Genomic DNA, 19,800 nt, shown 5'->3' with positions numbered 1-19,800 from the left:
AATACGCTGGGGCGATCGCTGCGCCCAGCGGCGGCCGATGCGAGGAGCGCGCAAGTCGGAGCCGTCCTCAGCTACGTCGCGAACCGGCTGCGGGCGCACGCCGACACCCACCGGGCGCTCCTTAAGGATGGCGGGTCTAGGCCCGCCATTTCCGCGACGGGTTATCCGTTGCTGCCGCGCAGCGTCTCGAATAAGAACCAGACGCGCTTCTCGCCCTCGTCGATCCAGTTTTCCATAAGGCTGGCGGTGGCCACGTCGCCATATTCGTCGCAGAGATCGTGCATCGAGCGCATGCTCGCGACCAGCGTGGCATTGTCCTCGCGCAGTTCGGCGAGCATCTCGTGCGGATGGACGAAATCGGCGTCGTTGTCCTTGAGCCGCCGCTGACGGGAAATGTCTCCGATCGACCTGATGGTGCAGGCGCCGAGCGTGCGCGCTCGCTCTGCCAGCGGATCGGTCATTGCAAGGATTTCCGCGCTCTGATCGTCGAGCAGACGGTGGTAGTCGCGGAAATGCTGGCCCGACATGTGCCAATGGAAATTCTTCGTCTTCAAATAGAGAGTGAAGACGTCGGCAAGCAGCACCGTCGCGGCGGCGCCGATGTCCCTTGTCGCATCCGCGCCGAGGCCGGTCGGCGTCTTCAGGTCGTAAGCTCTGCGTGATTTGCTGGTCGGGTTCATGAGACAGTTCCTGGAGATGCAAGGGCGGGCATCCGGCCGCCGTTCGGGGGTGTTTCCATGAGGTTGTCGGTCACGCCTCGGAGGGTTCGCCGGAAGGGGTCAGGAAACTGATGGCGATCAGCACCGGAGGCACGACGAAGCACCAGGTCGGGGAGGCAACGAAGGCCAGTGCTGCGGCTGCACATCCAATTGCAAAGGAGACGAGGCTTGTTGCCATACGCTTCAGCCGCTCCTTGACCTCATGCATGTGATCAACTGCCGTGCCGGGCATGAGGGTGGCGAGATCGATCATGATTTGCGTCGTCGTGCCGGTCATCAACGTCGTCGGCGGCAGCTTGGAAAGGTGGGCCCGATGCAGTCCGTTCTGGATCGCCATGGCCGTTACAAGCGTCATCCCGATGGCGATGGCCGCAGGCGAGTCGCCATTCGAGACCGGGCCGTGAACGAAGGCTGCAATGGCGGCGATCGTGAACAGAACAAGCTTCAGGAAGAGGAGTGTGACGATGGCTCTTCGTCCTGCCAGCTTGAGGCGCAGGGACAGCACGCTCGTCAGCAGGATAACGACGCTGAAGACCGGCAATGCGAGCAGCTTCGCGATAACTCCTGTCGTTCCGAAGACGAGCGCAGCGCCCAGCGTCACGAAATTCCCGGTGACATGGGCGGTGAAGAGGCCGGCAAAGGCCAGGAAGCCCATTGTGTCGACATAGCCGCCGTTGAAACTGAGGAGGACGCCGAGCGACGGTCTGGTCATAAAGGTCTCCGCTTACGCTATGTTCCTCCGACGATCCTCGCCGAGGCGTGTGCAATGACAATGATCGTCCCACACCGTCCTTCTCGTTTAAAGTGGGCTACCCTTTGTGGATGTCAGTAGCAGCATCCCTTCCGAATGAACGATATTGGGCCCGTCCTGACGTCCGGCGACTGGCAAGGTCGTTGCCAGCAACGAAGATAAAGGCTCCGGCAAGTCCGACATGCTCGAAGAATGCGTTCATGGCCATGGACTGCGCGGGGCCGGGCGGCAGTTCCCAGAAACGCAGCGCGATCCATGTCGCGGCAAGCGTGAAGACGGCAAGCGCCAGGGCTCCCATCCAACGCCAGTATCCCGTCACGATGAGCGCCGACATTGCCAGTTCGAAGGCGATGACGGCTGCGGCGAAAAACGGTGCCGGCAGAAGTCCGAAATGCTCCATCTCGGCGATGGCGCCGCCGAAATCGAGGAGCTTGACGATCGGCCCCTGAATATAGGCGGCACACAAAGCGAGTAGAGCAAATACGCGCAGGGTAAGCAGTTTGATGGCGAGGCTTCGTTCAATCGCAATGGTATTCGTGTTCATGAATGGCTCCCTGGATCAGACGGCCCAGCAACTGCAGCCGAGCGCACCAAAAAAACCCTTGAGGTCGGACACCGGGAGCTTCGAGGCCCAGGCGCCGGCATGGTCGTGAGCATGCACGCCGCACGCGGATGAACAGCCGCAGGCGGCGATCGCGGTTCTTCGCAGCGCTTTGCGCCCGGCTCCGTCGGCTTCGCCCCAGGCGCCATAGCCGCCGAAGACGCGAACCGGTGACCAGTCCGGCATCGCGGGCGGAACGACGCTCTCGTCGAGATCGGCGAAATCACCAGCGCCATAGACCACCTTGCCGCCGACAATGGTGAGTTCCGAAGTAAGGAAGGAAATCTCTTCCTCGGCACAGGCGAAGAAGTCCTTGTCGGGGACGATCAGATCGGCGAGATGGCCCTTTTCTATCCGGCCTCTCCTGCCCTCGTCGTTCGAGAACCAGGTAACATTCTCGGTCCACATGCGAAGAGCCGTCTCGCGGTCGAGGCAGTTGCGGCGCGGATAGATCCGCATACCCCCGACAGTGCGCCCGGTGATCATCCATGAGAGCGAGACCCACGGGTTGTAGGAGGCGACGCGGGTGGCATCGGTACCGGCCGAAACGCGGACACCTCTGTCTAACATCTTTGCGATTGGCGGTGTCGCCTCGGCAGCGCCTTGGCCGTAGCGTTCGACGAAATATTCGCCTTGGTAGGCCATGCGATGCTGGACGGCGATACCACCACCCAACGCTGCGACGCGGTCGATCGATTCCTCGGAAATCGTCTCGGCGTGGTCGAAGAACCAGTTCAGGCCGTCGAGCGGAATATCCTGGTTGACCTTCTCGAAGACGTCGAGCGCCCGGCTGATGGTCTCGTCATAAGTGGCGTGTAGCCGCCAGGGCCACCGGTTTTGCGCGAGTATGCGAACGACTTCCTCCAGATCGCCTTCCATTTCCGGTGCCATGTCCGGACGCGGTTCGCGGAAATCCTCGAAATCGGCAGCCGAGAAGACGAGCATCTCGCCCGCACCGTTATGGCGGAAATAGTCTGTCCCCTGCTTGTATTCGACCGAGGAGGTCCATTTGAGGAAGTCGTCCTTCTCCTCCTTCGGCTTCTGCGTGAACAGATTGTACGCAAGCCGCACCGTCATGAGGTCATCGTCGGCAAGCTTCTGGATAACCGCATAATCGTCCGGATAGTTCTGAAAGCCACCGCCGGCGTCGATGACGCCGGTCACGCCGAGGCGGTTGAGTTCGCGCATGAAATGGCGGGTGGAATTGACCTGATAGTCGAAGGGCAGCTTCGGACCCCTGGCCAGCGTCGCATAGAGGATGCCGGCGTTCGGCTTGGCGAGCAACAGGCCGGTCGGATTGCCGGCCGTGTCGCGGGTGATCTCGCCGCCGGGTGGGTTCGGCGTGTCCTTCGTGTAGCCGACGGCGCGAAGGGCTGCGGCATTGAGCAGAGCGCGGTCATACAGATGGAGAATGAAGATCGGCGTGTCGGGGGCGATGGCGTTGAGTTCCTCGATGGTCGGCAGGCGCTTCTCGGGGAACTGATGCTCGGTAAAGCCGCCTATGACCCGCACCCATTGCGGCGGCGGGGTGATATCGACCTGCCGCTTTAGCATCGCCATGGCGTCCGCCAGGGAGCGGACACCGTCCCAACGCAGTTCCATGTTGAAGTTCAGGCCGCCGCGCACGACGTGCGTATGGTTGTCGATCAGCCCGGGCAGCACGCGCCTGCCTTTGAGGTCGACTATTTTGGTCCCGGCGCCAGCCAATCCCATGATATCCCAGTCATGGCCGACAGCCAGGACCTTGCCGTCCTTGATGGCGACGGCGCTCGCGGTCGGATTGGAACGGTCAAGTGTGGTGATCAGCCCATGATGCAGGATCAGGTCGGCGGTGTTGCCTTCAACCATGGTTCATAGCCTCGCAAATGTTGGAATTCAGCCCTGTGTGCTCTTTTCCGCGCGCCGGACTTCCGACGACTCGGCCGGCAAACCGCCTTGCGGCAAATGCCCGAAAACATGCGGGCGCACCTGATGCAGCCACGACAGAGCCGCTGGCTCGCTGCGCCACATATTCCTGACAAGCGGTGGAAGCTGCTCGCCGACGAGGATGCCGAGCAGACCGACAAGCGCGATGATGGGCGGGGCCGGGGAGCGGACGTTCAGCAGTCCATAGATGACGCCCACGAGAAGGCCGGCGGCAAGCGAGATGACATAGGGTTTCATGGGGCGCTCCAGGAAAACGGAAGGGATTGCCGAGGTGGCGCCGGCGAAATCGCCAGCGCCACTCCCATGGTTCAGCCCTCGTGCGCGCCGAGCATGGTCTTGGCATAGATGACGCCGAGGCCGTAGGCGCCGCCGAACTTCTTGGCGATGCCCGTCGTCAGCTCGTAGGTGTCGCCGCGCGCCCAGTCGCGCTGCAGCTCCAGCAGATACTGCAGCGATGTCATCGGCCGCACGCCGGCCTGGATCATCCGCTGCATGGCGCGCTCATGCGCTTCGTCGGAGACGTCGCCGCAGGCGTCTGCAATCACATAGACTTCGAACCCCTGATTGAGCGCTGAGAGCGACGGGCCGACGATGCAGACGCTGGTCCACAGGCCGCACAAGACAAGACGCTTCTTGCCGATCGCATTGACCTGCTTGATGACGGCGGCGTCCTCCCAGGTGTTCATGGAGGTGCGGTCGAGCAGCAGCCGGCCGGGAAAGGCAGCTGTGATCTCGTCGAACATCGGTCCCGAGAATGTCTTCTCGGCGACGGTGGTGAGGATCGTCGAAACCCCGAAGCCGGCGGCGGCATAGGCGACCAGCGCGGCGTTGTTGCGTAAGAGGACTGCATCGATCGACTTGGTGGCAAAGGACATCTGCGACTGGAAATCGATCATGATCAGCGTGTGGTCCTTTGGCGAAATCAGCTCTGAACCGGGTGTGGGATTGGCATTTGTCGGCATGGTCGTCCTCGTTTGGATGGATTGACGTTCTGTGCGGAGCCTCGCCCGAGTGTGTCTGCGCCTGTACCCAGCGCTCTATCGAGAGGGAGGCCTGGTTTCCGTGGCTCGCACCTGACCACGCCCTGAAATTCAGGGCTTGTAGGAAGCGTCCGCGCTTTTGACGTTTCTCGCAGGATTACCGGCGGCTACGTCGGACTGTGCGAGTTCCGATATCGATCATGCATGAGACGTCAAAATACCCGGCGCTTTATACAAGCGCCGAACACCAGCCTGTGGTCGAAGGATGCGTCGTGAGCAGAAGCGTCAGACGGCTGAGGAGTAATTTGCTGCCAGCCTCTCTCGCTGCGCGTAAGCTTGAGAGAGGAAGGGTCAATGACCACAGTCCGGACCTCATGGTCACCGGAAGGCAGCCGGTCCCGGTCCCGGTCCTTCTCTCGCCGCACAACTGCGTGTTCTCCCGCCGCCATGCGCATCTTTCAGCGTGGTTGGAACCTCATCCATTGTTCCCGGAGGGCGGGGGCGAGAATGATTGCGCTTGGCCTGTGCGCAAGCCAGCTCACGGCATGCATTGCGGCCTCTCCCAGAGATAGCGTCCCACAGCAATTCGCGTCGGCGGCCGAGCCGCCTGGGTATCAGCACGACATCCGAATATGGGGTGATTCCTACGCCAGCTATCCGGCCGGACGACTTGTCCGATTCCACGATGAGCGACTGAAAGCGTCGAAAACCGATCCGTCCATAAACATAAGAGAGCTCAACGCTCTTACGCTGTCGGGCGGTGGCAGCAGCGGCGCCTTCGGAGCCGGGATTCTTGCAGGCTGGGCGAAAGCCGGGACCAGGCCAAAGTTCGACATCGTCACCGGGATTAGCGCAGGCGCGCTCATTGCACCCTTTGCGTTCCTGGGGCCAGCCTATGACGGCGAGCTCAAGGATGGGTTCACCGAGGTCAGCGACGCCAACATTTATACAAAGCACAGTTTTCTCGGAGCGCTCTCAAGCGGTTCGTTCACCAGCAATGCGCCGCTCGCCAAAATGCTCGACGAACACATAACGGACGACATGCTTGCGAAGATCGCCGGCGAGTACGCCAAGGGACGTCGCCTGTTTGTCGGCACGACCAATCTCGATGCCGATCGCGCCGTCATCTGGGACATGGGGGCCATTGCAGCGAGCGGGCGGCCGGATCGCAAGAAACTGTTCAACGAGGTCATCCTCGCCTCCACGTCTATTCCAGGCATCTTTCCACCCGTCAACCTGAAAGTGACCGCGGCCGGCAGGACCTATCACGAGATGCATGTCGACGGCGGCACCGCCAACGAGGTCTTCCTCATGCCAGCCGGCCTGACGCTCGGCGAACTCGACAAGACCTTCCACACCAGGGTCAAGGCGCGGCTGTACGTGATCCGCAATGGTCGCACCACGCCCGAATACAGCTCGGTCAAAGCCACCTTGCCGGATATCGCCGAGAAGGCGGTGTCGTCGCTGATCAAGACGCAAGCCATCGGCGACCTCTATCGGCTCTACGCTATCGCCAAACGCGATGGGATCGACTTCAACGCCATAGACATCCCGGCGAACTTCACCGTGGCGGCGAAGAGCCCGTTCGACAACAGGTTCATGCGCGCGCTGTACGCAGAAGGCTACGAGATGGGCCGCAACGGCGTGCCGTGGAAAAAGACGCCGCCTGGATTTGATGAGCCTTCCGATGAAGGGCTGTGATGCGTCGGCAGCTTTCGAAGGCCTCCGACAAGAGCGCAAGCTCATTGGAAGAGCAGGTCGAGACACGATGACAATCGCCATCAGGCGTTGTCCAGACCAAACGGAGACATACGGTGCCGGATATGTCGCGTGACCCGATGAACAAGACGTCAGTTTCGACTGATGAGTCGCCGCCGGTGGGGAGCGTCGCACCGGTCGAACCCGGTGCGACTGCGAGACAGGATGAATTGCCGCAACTGGATCGCCGAGCGCCCACATCAGTCCAACTCGCTGCCGCTGAGCCGCCCAGAACCTCCAAAATGGCGGCGATCATCGTTGTGCTCAGCGTGCTGGCGATCGTTGGGTTGTCATTGTGGTATCTCGTTCGGCCGCAGCCGCTCCTGGTGCAAGGTGAAGCTGATGCCACACGCGTCGATATTGCGGCTCGCATCGATGGCAGGGTCGGACGGCGACCGGTGTCGCGCGGCGACAATATCACGGCCGGGCAATTGCTGGTGGCGATCGATAATCCGGAGCTGTTGACCAAGCTCAAAGAGGCGGAGGCAGCAAGGATCGTCGCTCAGGCGGACTTCACGCGCATACAGGTCGGCACGCGCGCCGAGGAGGTTGCGGAACGCAAGGCGGCGGTCGCGTCGGCGCAGGCCAATTTGACGCTTGCCCAACAGACCTACGACCGGGTCAAGCAGGTCACCGAGGGCGGCTTCGAGCCGGTCGCAAAGCTCGACGACGCGACAGCGTCGCTGGACGTGGCGACGCGAACTCTGGAGCAAGCAAGGCTCGCCTATCAGGAAGCTGTCGCTGGCCATACCGCCGAGGAACGCGGCGTGGCAAAAGCTGCGGTCGCCAAGGCCGAGGCCGCGATCGCGACCTTGCAGGCACAGGTCGACGAGATGACCGTCAAAGCGCCGATTGCAGCGCAAGTCTATCAGGTCGGTGTGGAGGTGGGCGAATATGTCTCGCCCGGAGTGCCGTTGCTCTCGCTGGTCGACCTCAGCGACGTCTGGGTGCATTTCGATCTCCGCGAGGATCTGGTGAAGGGTCTGAAGGTAGGAGACAGGTTCACGATCAAAATCCCTGCACTTGGTGACATGCCCATAACTGTCGAGGTGCGGACCATCGCCACCCGCGGCGAGTATGCCGGGTGGCGCGCAACGCGTGCGACGGGCGACTTCGATCTGAGGACCTTCGAGGTGCGGGCCTATCCAGTCGACAAGCTCCCCGACCTCAGGCCCGGCATGAGCGCTTACGCGGATTGGAACGGGGTGCACTGATGATGAGCGGGCGTCGTTTCGGTATTGTCGATGTCGCTCGCCGCGAGGTGGTCTGGATTTTGCGCGACAAGGTCGCCCTGCTGCTCGTCGTCGGTATCCCGTTGATTGCGTTTGCGATCCTTGCCGCCACATTCAGCAATGCGGTCATCCGTGATCTCCGGGTCGACGTGGTCGATCAGGACAGGTCGAGAACGTCCGAAACCTTCGTGCAGGCGATCAGCGCGGCGCCGGGCGTCAGCCTTACGAGACGTTCCTCCGATCTCAATGGAGCCATGCATGCCGTCCGCTCCGGCGAGGCCATCGCTGCGGTCTATATCCCACAGAATCTCGAACGCGATATCGCGGCGAGGCGCCGGCCGCAGGTCGTGATCTTCTTCAACAAGCAGTTCTTCACGCCCGGTAACGTCGCCTCGAATTCGCTGCAGGCGGCGATATCGGCAGCCGTTGCCGACCTGCCGGCGGAGCCACGCACGGCCGCCTTCACGCCTGGTCCGCTTGTCGTCGAGCAATACGTTCTCACCAATCCCGCGCTGAACTATGCGCAGTTCCTTTTGCGAGCGATCCTGCCGACCGTGCTCCATATCGTGACCGCAATTTCCGCCGGCTATGCGGTCGGCTCCGAGTTCGGGTCGCGCAACATGCGGGAATGGCTGGCGACGGCCGGCGATAGCATGCTCATCGCGCTCGTCGGCAAACTGGCACCTTATTTCGGCATCTTCCTCGTCATGATGGCTGTCGGGCTGGGGACCATTCACGGCATCTTCGAAATACCCTTCCGCGGGGACCCGGTGCTGGTGGCTGCCGGCGCTTGCTTACTGATCATTGCCTATCTGTCGTTGGGGGCGCTTCTCCAGCTTCTCGTCAGGAACCTTGCCTTTGGTCTGAGCCTGACCGGCATCATCTGTTCGCCGGCATTCGGCTTCGCCGGCGTCGGCTTTCCGGTGTTGGCCATGAACGTCTTCTCCCGTGCCTGGGGTGCAATGCTGCCGCTACGCTGGTACATCCAGATCCTGTTCGACCAGGCGGCCCGTGGCGTACCGGTCGGGAATTCCGCCGAGCCTTTCATGATGCTGGGCGGATTGGCAGTCCTCTATTTCGGCCTGGCCTGGCTGAAGTTGCGATCTGTTGCTCGGCATCCGCTGCCAGAGGCGGTCGAAGCCCCTGAACAAGACAGCGCTGGAGGAAGGATCGGCATTGTTCGAGCATTCACGGACGAATATGGCCGGATCATCCGTGACCGCAGCGCCTTCAGCCTGATCGTTCTGGCGCCGATCATCTACGGCGTGTTCTACCCGCAGCCCTATCTAGGCCAACTTATCAAGGACATCCCCATTGCCGTCGTGGACAGTGATTCCTCCGATATCAGCCGCACGATCATCCAGGCCGTCAATGCTGACGAAGCGGTGAAGGTGACGCTTCGACCAACGACGCTGGCCGAAGCGCAGGCCGCGCTCGTCCACCGGGAAGTGTTCGGCATCCTGAGCATTCCGGCAGGGACCGAGCGCGACATCCTGAAGGGCGATCAGGCCAGACTGCCTGCCTATGTCGATTCAGCCTATTTCCTGCTCTACAACCGGACACTGCAGGGCATTCAGGAAGGCGTGGGCGCGGTCACAGCGGATCTCGCGGCGCGCAGCGCCCGGCCGGATGGAAGCCTCTACCGGGCGGCTCTCGCGAAAAGCTCGCCTGTGGAGATATTGAACCAGCCTCTTTTCAATCCCACCGGCGGCTATGGCAGCTACGTCGTTCCTGCCGCTTTTTTGTTGATCCTGCAGCAGACGCTGCTGATGGGGTCGGCAACGCTGGGTGGGGTGGCCTACGAGCAGGGTGGCCACCAGGCGCGCCGCCGTCGTGGCACTGTGTCAGCGGTGATTGGTCAAAGTCTTGCGCATCTGTTGCTTGCGTTACCGGGCTTCGCGCTGTTCCTCATCGTGCTGTCGAGGGTCTACGGTTTTTCGGCAAACGATCATGTGCTCGACCTGATCGTCCTGGCCATTCCCTACATTCTCTCGGTCAGCCTGCTTGGCCAGTTCGTTGGCAGTTGGTTCAAGCGGCGCGAAACCGCGGTTCTCTTGCTCATCGCCATCAGTCTTCCGATCTTCTTTCTGGTCGGCGTTGCATGGCCGCTGGAAGCGATCCCGCCAATGCTTCGGACGGCCAGCTTCATCCTTCCCAGCACCTTCGGGATCGACGGCCTGGTGCGGGTTAACCAGATGGGAGCGAGTGTGACGGACGTCTCGAAAGACTGGATGTGGCTGTGGGTGCTGACGGGCGTTTACGCAATCCTTGCTATCGCCTCAGCCAGATTCACCATGGGTCGGAGGGTGTCCGATGCTCGCTAGACCGCGATATGGTTCTGCAATCGCACTGGCTGCGGCAGGCGCGATAATCTGCGGCGTCTGCGAAGCGTCGGCAGAGCAGGCAAAGCCACCGATCGCCGGCATGGTTCGGCAGACCGAGATTCGCATCGCCCCCGACGCTACGGGGCGACTGGCAACGGTGGCCGTCATTCCGGGCCAGCATGTACACCAGGGCGATCTTCTTGCCGTGCTTGACAATCCGGAACTGACAGCAGCTGTCGGTGAAGCCAAAGCCGCCGCGACGAGCGCCAAAGCACAGCGAGATCAGGTCTATTCGGGCGCGCGGACGGAAGAGGTGGCAATCGCCAACCAGGCCATCCAGATGTCGCAAGCTAACCTTCTGCTCGCCCAGCAACAGTATGACCGCGCATCGGCACTTGCCGGCAAGGACTTCGCCAGCAAGCAAACGCTCGACACGAGCTCGGCCTCACTTGCAAAGGCGAAAGCCGACCTTGATCTCAAACGGGCGCAAGCTGCAGAAGCGAGCGCCGGTCCCACCGCCGAAGAGCGTGCTCTGGCCGATGCCCAAGTGGCGCTGGCCGAGGCGACGGTCGGGGATCTCCAGGCCCAGCTGGACAAGACCAGACTGACGGCACCGACGGACGGTACAATAGGCATCCGCGTTGCCGAGCCGGGCGAGATCATTGACCCGGGAAAGCCGGTGATGACGATGGAGGCGGATGGTCAGGCCTGGTTCGCTTTCACGCTGCGTGAAGACGATCTGCACGAAATAACGCTCGGCAAAACGCTAGCGCTGACGGTGCAGAACGGGCGCCAAATCGATGCTCGCGTGACGGAACTGCGTCCACTGGGGGAATTCGCGACCTGGCGGGCGGCCCGCGCCGTCGGCGACCACGATCTCAATTCCTTCCGCCTGCGCCTTGATCCAAACGGCAATGCCGAAGGGCTGGAGCCCGGCATGACCGTCTGGCTCACCACTCAACCGTAGGACTTGAAGGTTCGTCGGATGAGCTCGGTTGTGGCCGCGGCAAGAAGACCCGAAAAGCTGCCGTCGATTTTGTGCGCCATAGTCAGAAGGGCAATCGTCCGGGACCTTCCCGTAGAGGTGATGGATCAGGACAGATCGGCAGTATCCGGCAGCTTCGTTGAGGCAATCTGTTCTGCACCCGGGGTCAAGGTAACGATGCGCTCCTGCGAACTCCATGAGGCCGAGGCCGCGGTGCGTTCCGGCAAAGCTATCGCTTCCGTATACATCCCTGAAAATCTTGAGCGGGACATCGTGCGCGGGCGGCTGCCGCATGTGACCGTCCTCTTCAACAAGCAGTTCTTCACTGGCCGCAACATGACTTCCAATCCAATTCGAGCGGCAGTCTCAGCCGCCACCGCCGAAGTTGAGGCAGGCCCGCATAGTAGGGCCTTCACAGCTGGTCCTCTTGTCGTTGAACAATATGTGGCTCCCAATCCCATGGTCAATTACGCACACCTATCCGACGTCATCGCGGATCCCATCGTCCAGACCGGCGTGCTCGCGGCGATCGGTGCACTGGTTACGCGCATTCTGCTTCGCGGCCGCCCGACGCTGCGTCTGGTCGGTCAGCTGGCATTCTTTTTGGCGCTTACGGCGCTGCTGCTCTATCACGGGATCATACCGTATGCGGTTGGTCCGGCCGACATCTCTACGCTGGAGCGCGTATTCCTGGACATCGTCAAGGTGATCTGGTGGATCAATGCAGCATGGTCCCTCATCGGCGTGGTCCGCGTCTTTCTCGTCCTCGAACAAAAGCCACGTGAGGGGCGGCTTCTTCAGGATCTTGTCGTCGGTATCATCTATGTTGCAGCGGTCCTCTCGATCATTGCCTACGTCTTCAACGCCCCAGTTGGAACACTGATCGCCACGTCCGGCGCGGTCGCCATTGTGCTTGGCCTTGCCCTGCAGAGCACTCTGGGCGATGTCTTCTCGGGCATAGCACTCAATCTCGCCAAGCCTTACGGGATCGGCGATTGGCTGGTGTTGAGCAACGGCATCGAAGGCAAGGTGGTGGAGACGAATTGGCGGGCCACCCATCTTCTGACGGGTACAAACGACCTGGTGGTTGTCCCCAACAGCGACCTTGCGAAAGCAAGGCTGACCAATCTCAGCAGTCCCGAGCGGAGCCACGGCGTGACGCTCCCGGTCCGGTTCCGGCCAAGCACTGCGCCATCCACGATGGCAGATGTCATGCGATCGGTTCTCCTGAGCAGCAATTCGATATTGGCGCAACCGGAGCCGGGTGTACAAATAGTGTCGCTGGACGGAGGCGCGGTGGAGCTGGAACTCGCTTTCAGGGTCGCAGACAGAGCCCTCGCGGGTAAGGCAAAGAGTGAGGTTTTCGACCTGATCTTCCGTCATGCAAAGGCTGCCGGACTCACTCTTGCTGCCCCCTTGGGAGCCGTTGGCCCGGCTTTTTCAGAACCGAACGAGGTCGAGATGCCCTTCGGCTTCCATACGACACCGCGGCGGCTTCTGGACGCGATCCCGCTGTTTGCGCCGCTGACCGAGGATGAGAAGGAAGCGCTCGCTTCGACGATGACGCGCCGGACGTTCCGGAAGGGTGAGACCGTCGCGGAGCAAGGCGAGGTGTTGAAGTCACTGATGATCGTGCGCAGCGGCGTTGTAACCGTCAACCGACGCGACGGCGCAAGCGAGATGATACTGGGCCGTCTTGCGCCCGGCGACTGCCTCGGCGAAGGCGGTCTCCTAACGGAAGCCGGCGAGTTGGGCAGTGTCAGGGCGCTTACGTTCGTGGTCGTTTATGAGATCACACAGGAGGACCTGGCGCCGTTGTTGCGGGATCGCCCCGCGATCGCCGATGAACTGGCCCTGCTCCTCGCGAAGAGGAACGCATCGGAGCAGCTTCGGCTCGGCCGAGGCGACGGAGCCAACGCCGCGTCGACGATACCGCCCCTGCGGGCGCGTATCAGGCAGCTGTTCAAACTTTGACCTTGGACCAATCGCAATCAACGCGCGAACGAACTATCGTGAAGTTCCCGTCGGGTCGATTGATTGCGGGTGGAGGTCACGAACGGGGCGGCGAGCGCCAATGACAGGCCGACTGCGATCGCTGCGGTCATCAGGATCGCTGTGATCGCCGGTCCGATCGTGTCGCCGATCAGCGCGAGCGGGGCATTCGCCCCGGCATTCATGATGCCGAGCCCGCCTATGCCGGCGCGGAAAGCGTAGCCCCCGGAATCATCGCGACGACGCCGGGAAAGGCGAAGGTGATGACCGGTATCTTGAAATGCTGTGCGAGACGGCGTGCGAGCAGGCCCGCCGCAAACGCGCCCACCAGCGAGCCGGCCACCATATTTCAGGTCCATATGCCCGAGCGCGGTGCGCAGGCCATGCCCCGTCATTGCGCACAGCATGCATGCCCAGGCCGCCTTGGGAGGCACGTTGAACAGCAGCGCAAAGCCAGTCGCTGCAAGCGCGGAAAAGAGCAGATCCTCGCCGACCGGAAGCAACGCAGGCCCACTGTCGACGGGCAGCGTGTCGCCGGCAAGGCTCGCGGCAAGGAACAGTCCGAAGGCGATGGCCATGACGGTGATCGCACCCACCATCAGCCGCGCCAGGCCCGCGCCGACATGACCGCCAAGCGTTTCGCGCACGCCATTGATGAGAGGCAAGCCGGGAACCAGGATCATGCCGGCCGCGACGAGGCACAAGGTCGGCGACGCATCGGGAAACGCCTTCATCGCAAGCGCTCCGACCAGCCCGCTCGCCAGAGCAACCAGTGCGGCGGTAGCAATCGGGTTCACCGACGATGCGGCAAAACGCTGGCGCAGCAGCAGGCTGACGATGCCGACCAGCACGGACACGCCGACGACGGGCCATGCGCCGCCGAACAGCCTCGCCGCGAGGCGGCGGTCACCCCCATGCCGATCGCGACCAGCCAGTGCGGATAGCGGTTGCCGGCGCGTTCCACCACATCGAGTTGTCGGTCGATAGTCTCTATGTCAGGTACAGTCGATGTCTTCCAGATGATGTCGTCGAGCGCAGCAAGCGCGCCCATGTTGACCGTTATCCCCGGTATTGCGTGACTGAGCTTGGTGCGGAACGAGTGCTCGTCCTCCAGCGTGAGCAGCAGGCCCTCGGCGTGGACCAACAGCTGCACCTGATAGCCCAGGCGTCGCGCCAGCGTGGCCACGCCTGCCTGCACGCGCGCGGTATCCGCCCCGTTGACCAGCATCAGCCGGCCCAGGCGCAAGGTGACGTGCGCCACATCGTTGGCGGCGTGCAGTTCCGCCTGCATATTGCCGGGGCGCTTCAGAGCCGCTTGAACGTCTTGGTGACTGTTGCGCATCGGTAGACGCTGCATGGGCCACCCTCGGCAGAAACCCGCGCCGGCACGGCTGTCTGATCGGGGCTGCAGGACTGACGATCACGCACGTACAGGTCGGAAAGCATAAGGTTCTCCACGCGTGACGACAGGTGTCGAAGAATGGAACGTTGCTCCAGTTCAAGGGCTGAGCCGATCGCATTGCAAGACATCTGCGAAGTGTCGTGCCGCTCGATCGCTGCCGCGTGCGTGGTAAGACTGCTCATGACAACAAGCGTCGCGATCGCCTTCATAGATGCTCTCCTTTCGTGTGGATTTCGACGGCGACACACTGTTCAGTTCGAGGCACAAACATCGTTGCTTCGGGCTTTCGGTCGCTTGATCGTTTCTGCCGCGAGCTTAAGGGTGCCGCCCGGAATTGATTGTATCGGGTTTGCGTCGGCTGCATGTTTGCGCTGTCAACAGCGTCTCACCCTTTTCGGGCATTATCGCGCCAAGGCGCCGAGCAAGAATCTCGTTGACGAGGACTATAATATGTAATAGTAGCAGTGACACACTATTGGAATCTTGTCATGCCAACCAGCACACGCTTTGCCGTCGCAGTTCACATCCTTGCCGCACTCGCAGTGAGCGACGGCACGCCGTTGCGTTCCGAGGATCTCGCATATTCGGTCAACACCAGCCCGGTCGTGATCCGGGGACTTCTGTCACGCCTGAGCGACGCCGGGTTGACCCGGTCGCAACTCGGTGCGGGCGGGGGGGCGCTGCTGGCGAGACCCATGAAGAAGATCCGGCTGCTGGACGTCTATGAGGCCGTTGAAGATACCGAGCTGTTTTCCTTGCACCGGACACCGCCCTGCGAGAATTGCGCGGTTGGCGGCAACATCCTGGAAGCTATGCAACCAACGTTGATGCGCGCGCGCAAGGCGCTTGAGCACGAATTGGCAAAGGTCACAATCGCCGACATTGCCGTCGAGGTCGCTCGCATTGGGAAATTCAGCATACCGCTGGAGTGGTGAAGTTTTTTTTGACCTAAGCGTAATCGTGTCAGTGACACATAGTTGTTTCGCTCGGCCCTGAAGGCGGAACGAGACGGGACGAACGGCACGGGGCGCTGCGGTTCCGAAACCATGCAGCCCCACATCATCAACAGGAGTAACGAATGAGCATTGGTATTATCGGAGCGGGTGCCCTCGGTTCCAACGTGGCCCGGCTGCTGGCGAAGAGCGGGGTTTCGGCGACGATCGCAAACCGCCGCGGTCCGGAATCGCTGGCGGGGCTCGTCGGGGAGCTCGGCCCTTCGATCAAGGCTGGGACCGTGGAGGAGGCCGCGAGCGCCGATATCGTCCTTGTGGCACTGCGCTGGGTCGATCTCGAAAAGGCACTGCACGGTCTGCCTGCGTGGAACGACCGTGTTGTGATCGACGGCACCAATGCCGTCGAGTTCCTCGACCCGGACTCGCCCGACGCGAAGGACCCCAACAATCCGCTTGCTGCCTATGGCATCAAGGCGATCGATCTAGGCGGCAAGCATTCAAGCGAAGTGTTCCGCAGGTTCGTTCCGGGCGCGCGCGTCGTCAAGGCATTCAACCATCTTGACGTTCAAGTCCTGCCGGAGTCGGCGGTATCGGGTGGCCAGAGGGTTCTGTTCTATTCAGGCGACGATGCCGATGCGAAGACCGCAGTCCGCAAGCTTCTCGAACAGACGGGCCATTTCCCGGTAGATCTCGGTGTGCTGGACGTCGGCGGCCCGCTGGCTTCTCTGCCGTTTGGTGCGCTTGCATCCATCAATTTCATCAAGATCTGACGGTCAGCTCTGTCGCCAGACCAAAGGTCCAGATCGGTCGGGCCTGGGGCGTCAGTTGGTATTCCAACGGCTCGCAATTGGGCGCTGAGGGCATGCTGAACTTGCCGGAAAGATCTCGCGAGAAATGTCAAAAGATCGGATGCTGCGTACAAGCCCCGACTCTTGAGACGTGATCAGATGCAACTCACGGAAACCAGACTTTCCGACGTTTTCGATGGAGAGTAGCCATGGCCGATAATCTCAACATGACATCCGGGCAGCGCTTCGCCGACGATGATATTTGCCTGGCAGCAGTTCCTGATCCGCGCATGTTGCTTGCCTCCATCGTTCACGATTTCAATATATTGCTCACACCAATCGTGTCGGTCCTGGAGGAGATGCAAGGTCGCGGGGCCGGAACGGCGCGGCAGCTGAAAAGGATTGACGGCGCGATCTTCTGTGCCTTCCGCGCCAAGACGTTGGCAAGGCAACTCGTGGACTTTGCGAGCCCCCGGCCAGTCAAGCTTGCCGCGGTCGACGTCGGCCGGCTTTTGCGGCGGCTTGAGGCGCCGCTTGCAAGTTTGTTGTCGGGACGCATTCGTCTTGATCTCGACATCGCCGAAAATCTTCCCAAGGCCTTCATCGACCAGCAACTGATCGACCGGGTGTTGTTCAATCTCGTTTTGAATGCCCGTGACGCGATGCCAGAAGGCGGGCGTGTGGCCATCGCCGTTGCACAGGATTGCTATCCCGCCGGTCCGTTTCGCGGTGACAACTCGATGATCCGCCTGACCATCGCCGACTCAGGCAGCGGAATGGATGAGGCCACGTTGGAAATGGCGGGGGAGCCTCACTTCTCAACCAAGACAGATGGAACCGGCCTCGGTTTGGCCACTGTCCGGCAGGTCATGGAGCGCCAGGGCGGCGGGCTGTCCATCGCCAGCGCGCCTCATCGCGGCACGACCGTCGATCTGTGGCTGCCGGTGAGGTGAATTGCCACCATCCGAACGCGGCAAACCCATTCCACTCGCGGCATATCGGTACAAGCAGGATGTGCATTGGGAAGGTATCGCATTGAATGGCCGTCACATCGGCCAGATGCATGAGTCATGAGGTGATGAGCGATGTTGGCCGAAATTGATCCCTCCGAAATTGACGCCAATGGTTCGCACACAAGGCGGCCGCGAGTCGTCATCCTGGGTGCCGGTTTTGCCGGTGTGGCAGCGGCACGGTCCCTCAAGAGATCCGATGCGGACGTCGTTCTGATCGACCGCCGCAATCACCATATCTTCCAGCCGTTGCTCTATCAGGTGGCGACCGCTGTGCTGGCACCGTCCGAGATAGCGGCGCCGATCCGGCAGTTGGAGGCGAAACAGGCCAATTTGGATGTGATGCTAGCCGACGTCGTCGGCGTCGATCTGCCCCATCGCACAGTCGATGCCCTCTATCCCGGAGTCGGCATCCGGAAGGTGCGCTTCGATTTCCTCGTCGTCGCCACGGGTACGCGCCCGAGCTATTTCGGCCACGACGAATTCGCAGCCTTTGCACCGGGGATCAAGACTCTCGCCGACGCCGAGGCGATTCGAACCAAGATCCTGAGCGCCTTCGAAATGGCCGAGGCAACCGAGGATGAGAGTGAGCGCGCGCGCCAGATGAATTTCGTGCTCGTCGGCGCCGGACCCACCGGTGTCGAACTCGCGGCATCGATCGCACAAATGGTGAGGGTGACGCTGCGTGGGAATTTCAGGCGGATCGATCCGACAACCAGCACGATCACCTTGATCGAGGGAGGAGATCGGGTTCTCCCGACCTTCGCTCCGTCGCTGTCAAAAAAGGTCGCCAGACACCTTGCCAAGCTCGGCGTCAAGGTCTTGCTCGGCGTTAAGGTCGACAGTGTCGACGCAGAGGGTGTGATCGCGGGAGGCGAAAGAATTCCAAGTGCAACTGTTTTGTGGACGGCGGGCATGGCCGCATCGCCGGTCGTCCAGATGCTTGGTGCCAAAGCGGATCGCGCGGGCAGGGCGCTGGTCGAGCCTTCCCTCAATGTGCCGGGTCAACCAGACATATTCGTGGTCGGCGATGCGGCGTCCATACAGCAGCAGGATGGGCGACCCGTGCCCGGCGTTGCGCAGGCGGCCATCCAGCAAGGGCGCTATGTGGGCCGTCTGATCTCCGATAAAATCAGAGGGCAGGAACCAAAGCGCGCGTTTCGGTACCGAGACAAGGGCAACATGGCGGTCGTCGGCAAGAACTACGCCATCCTGGAGTCCGGTCATCTGAAAACGGCTGGCTTCCTGACCTGGTTCATATGGGCTTTCGTTCACCTGTTGGCTCTCCCCCAACTCCAGAATCGTTGGCGGGTTCAGTCGCAATGGCTGTGGTCGTATCTGACTGGCCAGCGAAGTTCGCGACTGATCTCTGAACCGCCTCGACCCGCAAGTGGCACAGTTCCGATCAAGGAAACCACAGCGCCATGAATCTGACTGGCGCGAAGCGGCGATTTCCCGAAGCCACCGCGTCGCTGACGGGCGTGGCGTCGCGCGGATGGTAATGCGCGACGACAGCAGAGCGGAAATCGGCGCCGGCGACACGCTCAATATAACCCGGATCGCCGATAGCCGGCTTCAATCCCGAGCTTGCCGATCGTCATTACAAATAGCTGCCCAGGCTTCCATCAGGACGTTTTCATGTATGAGGCTGTGACCAATCAGGTTTTCGGAATTGATGGTCTGGTTAATTTATCGAATATCGTGTTTCTTGTTGCATACTCAGCTCGCGACGTCCTGAAGCTGCGGATTTTGTCATTCTTCGGCGAGGCGGTGATCCTCCCGTATTACTACTTTCAGCACCAAACACTATGGGCGCCACTTTTTTGGAGCGTGGCATTCATGGCCGTGAATGCGGTTCGCATCGTGGCAACCGCTCTGGAGCGGCGACCGGTCGTTCTCAGCGAGAAGGAGGAGCAGCTTTATCGCATCGCCTTCACTTCCATCGAGAAAAAAGAATTTTTGAAATTGGTCAACCTTGCCCGGTGGGTCGACTGTTCGCCAGGCGACGTCATCCTCGAAAAGGGTCGGCCGATCTCCGACGTGACTGTTCTCATTTCCGGCGACCTTGAAGCCATATTTGCCAGTGGGACCAGAATGGCATTTCGCCCCGGTCAACTTATCGGCGATGTCAGCGTCTATAGTGGCCTGGCCAGTCCGGTCGATGTCGTGGCTCGCGGTTATGGGACCGTCGTAAAGTGGGACTGGCGGCAACTTGTAGAATTCATGGCTAGCAGGCCGGTACTCCGCGCCAAACTCCTGACGCTGGTAAGTGCGGATCTTGCCGCCAAACTGCGTGACATCACCGTTGCAGTGTCCGGTCTCGTCGTGGAACAGTCGGCGCCTCGATAGCGCCGGCGATGGACCTCCCCAGCTGGTCGC

General features: G+C 61.3%; 20 protein-coding genes and 1 pseudogene. 10 read left to right on the top strand and 11 right to left on the bottom strand.

Annotation, left to right across the window (positions count from 1 at the left end; genetic code table 11):
- Positions 1-161: 161 nt before the first annotated feature.
- The 6 genes from LHFGNBLO_RS04285 to LHFGNBLO_RS04260 form a co-directional block, all read right to left on the bottom strand.
- On the bottom strand, positions 162-680 hold the full coding sequence (locus tag LHFGNBLO_RS04285) for a Dps family protein (protein WP_258604643.1): 519 nt from the start codon (positions 678-680) through the stop codon (positions 162-164).
- A gap of 70 nt (positions 681-750) precedes the next feature.
- Complete coding sequence (locus tag LHFGNBLO_RS04280; protein WP_258604641.1) at positions 751-1,431, bottom strand: YoaK family protein; 681 nt, start codon at positions 1,429-1,431, stop codon at positions 751-753.
- A gap of 97 nt (positions 1,432-1,528) precedes the next feature.
- Entirely contained in the window at positions 1,529-2,014 is a 486-nt protein-coding gene (locus LHFGNBLO_RS04275; protein ID WP_258604640.1) for a DoxX family protein, read from the bottom strand.
- Between the two features lie 15 nt (positions 2,015-2,029).
- Entirely contained in the window at positions 2,030-3,919 is a 1,890-nt protein-coding gene (locus LHFGNBLO_RS04270) for an amidohydrolase (RefSeq protein ID WP_258604639.1), read from the bottom strand.
- 27 nt (positions 3,920-3,946) lie between these two features.
- On the bottom strand, positions 3,947-4,234 hold the full coding sequence (locus tag LHFGNBLO_RS04265) for a XapX domain-containing protein (RefSeq protein WP_258604638.1): 288 nt from the start codon (positions 4,232-4,234) through the stop codon (positions 3,947-3,949).
- A gap of 71 nt (positions 4,235-4,305) precedes the next feature.
- Positions 4,306-4,959 (bottom strand): hydrolase, encoded by a 654-nt coding sequence (locus LHFGNBLO_RS04260; RefSeq protein WP_258604637.1) that lies wholly within the window; start codon positions 4,957-4,959, stop codon positions 4,306-4,308.
- Positions 4,960-5,484: 525 nt separating this feature from the next.
- Here LHFGNBLO_RS04260 and LHFGNBLO_RS04255 point away from each other — a divergent pair.
- From LHFGNBLO_RS04255 to LHFGNBLO_RS04235, 5 genes are all read left to right on the top strand, one after another.
- Positions 5,485-6,678, top strand: coding sequence for a patatin-like phospholipase family protein (locus tag LHFGNBLO_RS04255; RefSeq protein ID WP_258604636.1), 1,194 nt, complete (start codon positions 5,485-5,487; stop codon positions 6,676-6,678).
- 299 nt (positions 6,679-6,977) lie between these two features.
- The gene (locus tag LHFGNBLO_RS04250; RefSeq protein ID WP_258604635.1) at positions 6,978-7,949 is read left to right on the top strand and encodes an HlyD family secretion protein; all 972 of its coding nucleotides are present in this window, start codon (positions 6,978-6,980) and stop codon (positions 7,947-7,949) included.
- Entirely contained in the window at positions 7,949-10,291 is a 2,343-nt protein-coding gene (locus tag LHFGNBLO_RS04245; protein ID WP_258604634.1) for an ABC transporter permease, read from the top strand. The genes LHFGNBLO_RS04250 and LHFGNBLO_RS04245 overlap by 1 nt, the downstream gene beginning before the upstream one ends.
- Complete coding sequence (locus LHFGNBLO_RS04240) at positions 10,281-11,258, top strand: HlyD family secretion protein (RefSeq protein ID WP_258604633.1); 978 nt, start codon at positions 10,281-10,283, stop codon at positions 11,256-11,258. The genes LHFGNBLO_RS04245 and LHFGNBLO_RS04240 overlap by 11 nt, the downstream gene beginning before the upstream one ends.
- An 18-nt stretch (positions 11,259-11,276) precedes the next feature.
- Entirely contained in the window at positions 11,277-13,250 is a 1,974-nt protein-coding gene (locus tag LHFGNBLO_RS04235; RefSeq protein WP_258604631.1) for a cyclic nucleotide-binding domain-containing protein, read from the top strand.
- 217 nt (positions 13,251-13,467) lie between these two features.
- Here LHFGNBLO_RS04235 and LHFGNBLO_RS04230 read toward each other — a convergent pair whose 3' ends face one another.
- From LHFGNBLO_RS04230 to LHFGNBLO_RS04215, 4 genes and pseudogenes are all read right to left on the bottom strand, one after another.
- Positions 13,468-13,614: a threonine/serine exporter family protein gene (locus LHFGNBLO_RS04230; protein WP_258610040.1), complete on the bottom strand. Its 147-nt coding sequence runs from the start codon at positions 13,612-13,614 to the stop codon at positions 13,468-13,470.
- A 61-nt stretch (positions 13,615-13,675) separates the two neighbouring features.
- A pseudogene (locus tag LHFGNBLO_RS04225) lies at positions 13,676-14,119 on the bottom strand (threonine/serine exporter family protein); the annotation flags it as partial.
- On the bottom strand, positions 14,062-14,610 hold the full coding sequence (locus LHFGNBLO_RS04220) for a threonine/serine exporter family protein (RefSeq protein ID WP_258604630.1): 549 nt from the start codon (positions 14,608-14,610) through the stop codon (positions 14,062-14,064). The pseudogene LHFGNBLO_RS04225 and the gene LHFGNBLO_RS04220, both read right to left, overlap by 58 nt.
- Positions 14,574-14,879 (bottom strand): hypothetical protein, encoded by a 306-nt coding sequence (locus LHFGNBLO_RS04215; protein ID WP_258604628.1) that lies wholly within the window; start codon positions 14,877-14,879, stop codon positions 14,574-14,576. Before LHFGNBLO_RS04215 ends, LHFGNBLO_RS04220 begins: the two co-directional genes overlap by 37 nt.
- A 279-nt stretch (positions 14,880-15,158) precedes the next feature.
- On the opposite strand from LHFGNBLO_RS04215, the gene LHFGNBLO_RS04210 reads away from it, so the two are divergent.
- The 4 genes from LHFGNBLO_RS04210 (at position 15,159) to LHFGNBLO_RS04195 (ending at position 18,849) form a co-directional block, all read left to right on the top strand.
- A complete protein-coding gene (locus LHFGNBLO_RS04210; RefSeq protein ID WP_258604626.1) occupies positions 15,159-15,605 on the top strand; it encodes an Rrf2 family transcriptional regulator in 447 nt (148 codons plus the stop codon).
- A gap of 143 nt (positions 15,606-15,748) precedes the next feature.
- Positions 15,749-16,393, top strand: a complete 645-nt coding sequence (locus LHFGNBLO_RS04205) for an NADPH-dependent F420 reductase (RefSeq protein ID WP_258604623.1) — start codon at positions 15,749-15,751, stop codon at positions 16,391-16,393.
- Positions 16,394-16,620: 227 nt separating this feature from the next.
- Complete coding sequence (locus LHFGNBLO_RS04200; RefSeq protein ID WP_258604621.1) at positions 16,621-17,364, top strand: sensor histidine kinase; 744 nt, start codon at positions 16,621-16,623, stop codon at positions 17,362-17,364.
- Positions 17,365-17,496: 132 nt separating this feature from the next.
- Positions 17,497-18,849: an NAD(P)/FAD-dependent oxidoreductase gene (locus LHFGNBLO_RS04195; protein ID WP_258604620.1), complete on the top strand. Its 1,353-nt coding sequence runs from the start codon at positions 17,497-17,499 to the stop codon at positions 18,847-18,849.
- Here the strand turns inward: LHFGNBLO_RS04195 and LHFGNBLO_RS04190 are convergent.
- Entirely contained in the window at positions 18,827-19,000 is a 174-nt protein-coding gene (locus tag LHFGNBLO_RS04190; protein WP_258604618.1) for a hypothetical protein, read from the bottom strand. The genes LHFGNBLO_RS04195 and LHFGNBLO_RS04190 overlap by 23 nt on opposite strands.
- A gap of 59 nt (positions 19,001-19,059) precedes the next feature.
- Between LHFGNBLO_RS04190 and LHFGNBLO_RS04185 the strand changes: the two genes are divergently transcribed.
- Positions 19,060-19,770, top strand: a complete 711-nt coding sequence (locus LHFGNBLO_RS04185; RefSeq protein ID WP_258604616.1) for a Crp/Fnr family transcriptional regulator — start codon at positions 19,060-19,062, stop codon at positions 19,768-19,770.
- Positions 19,771-19,800 lie beyond the last annotated feature (30 nt).

Origin of the sequence: Mesorhizobium sp. AR10 (assembly GCF_024746795.1) — a bacterium.
Lineage (GTDB): Bacteria > Pseudomonadota > Alphaproteobacteria > Rhizobiales > Rhizobiaceae > Mesorhizobium.
Note: the sequence above shows the minus strand (reverse complement) of the source record. Positions and strands in the feature narration are given on the sequence as shown.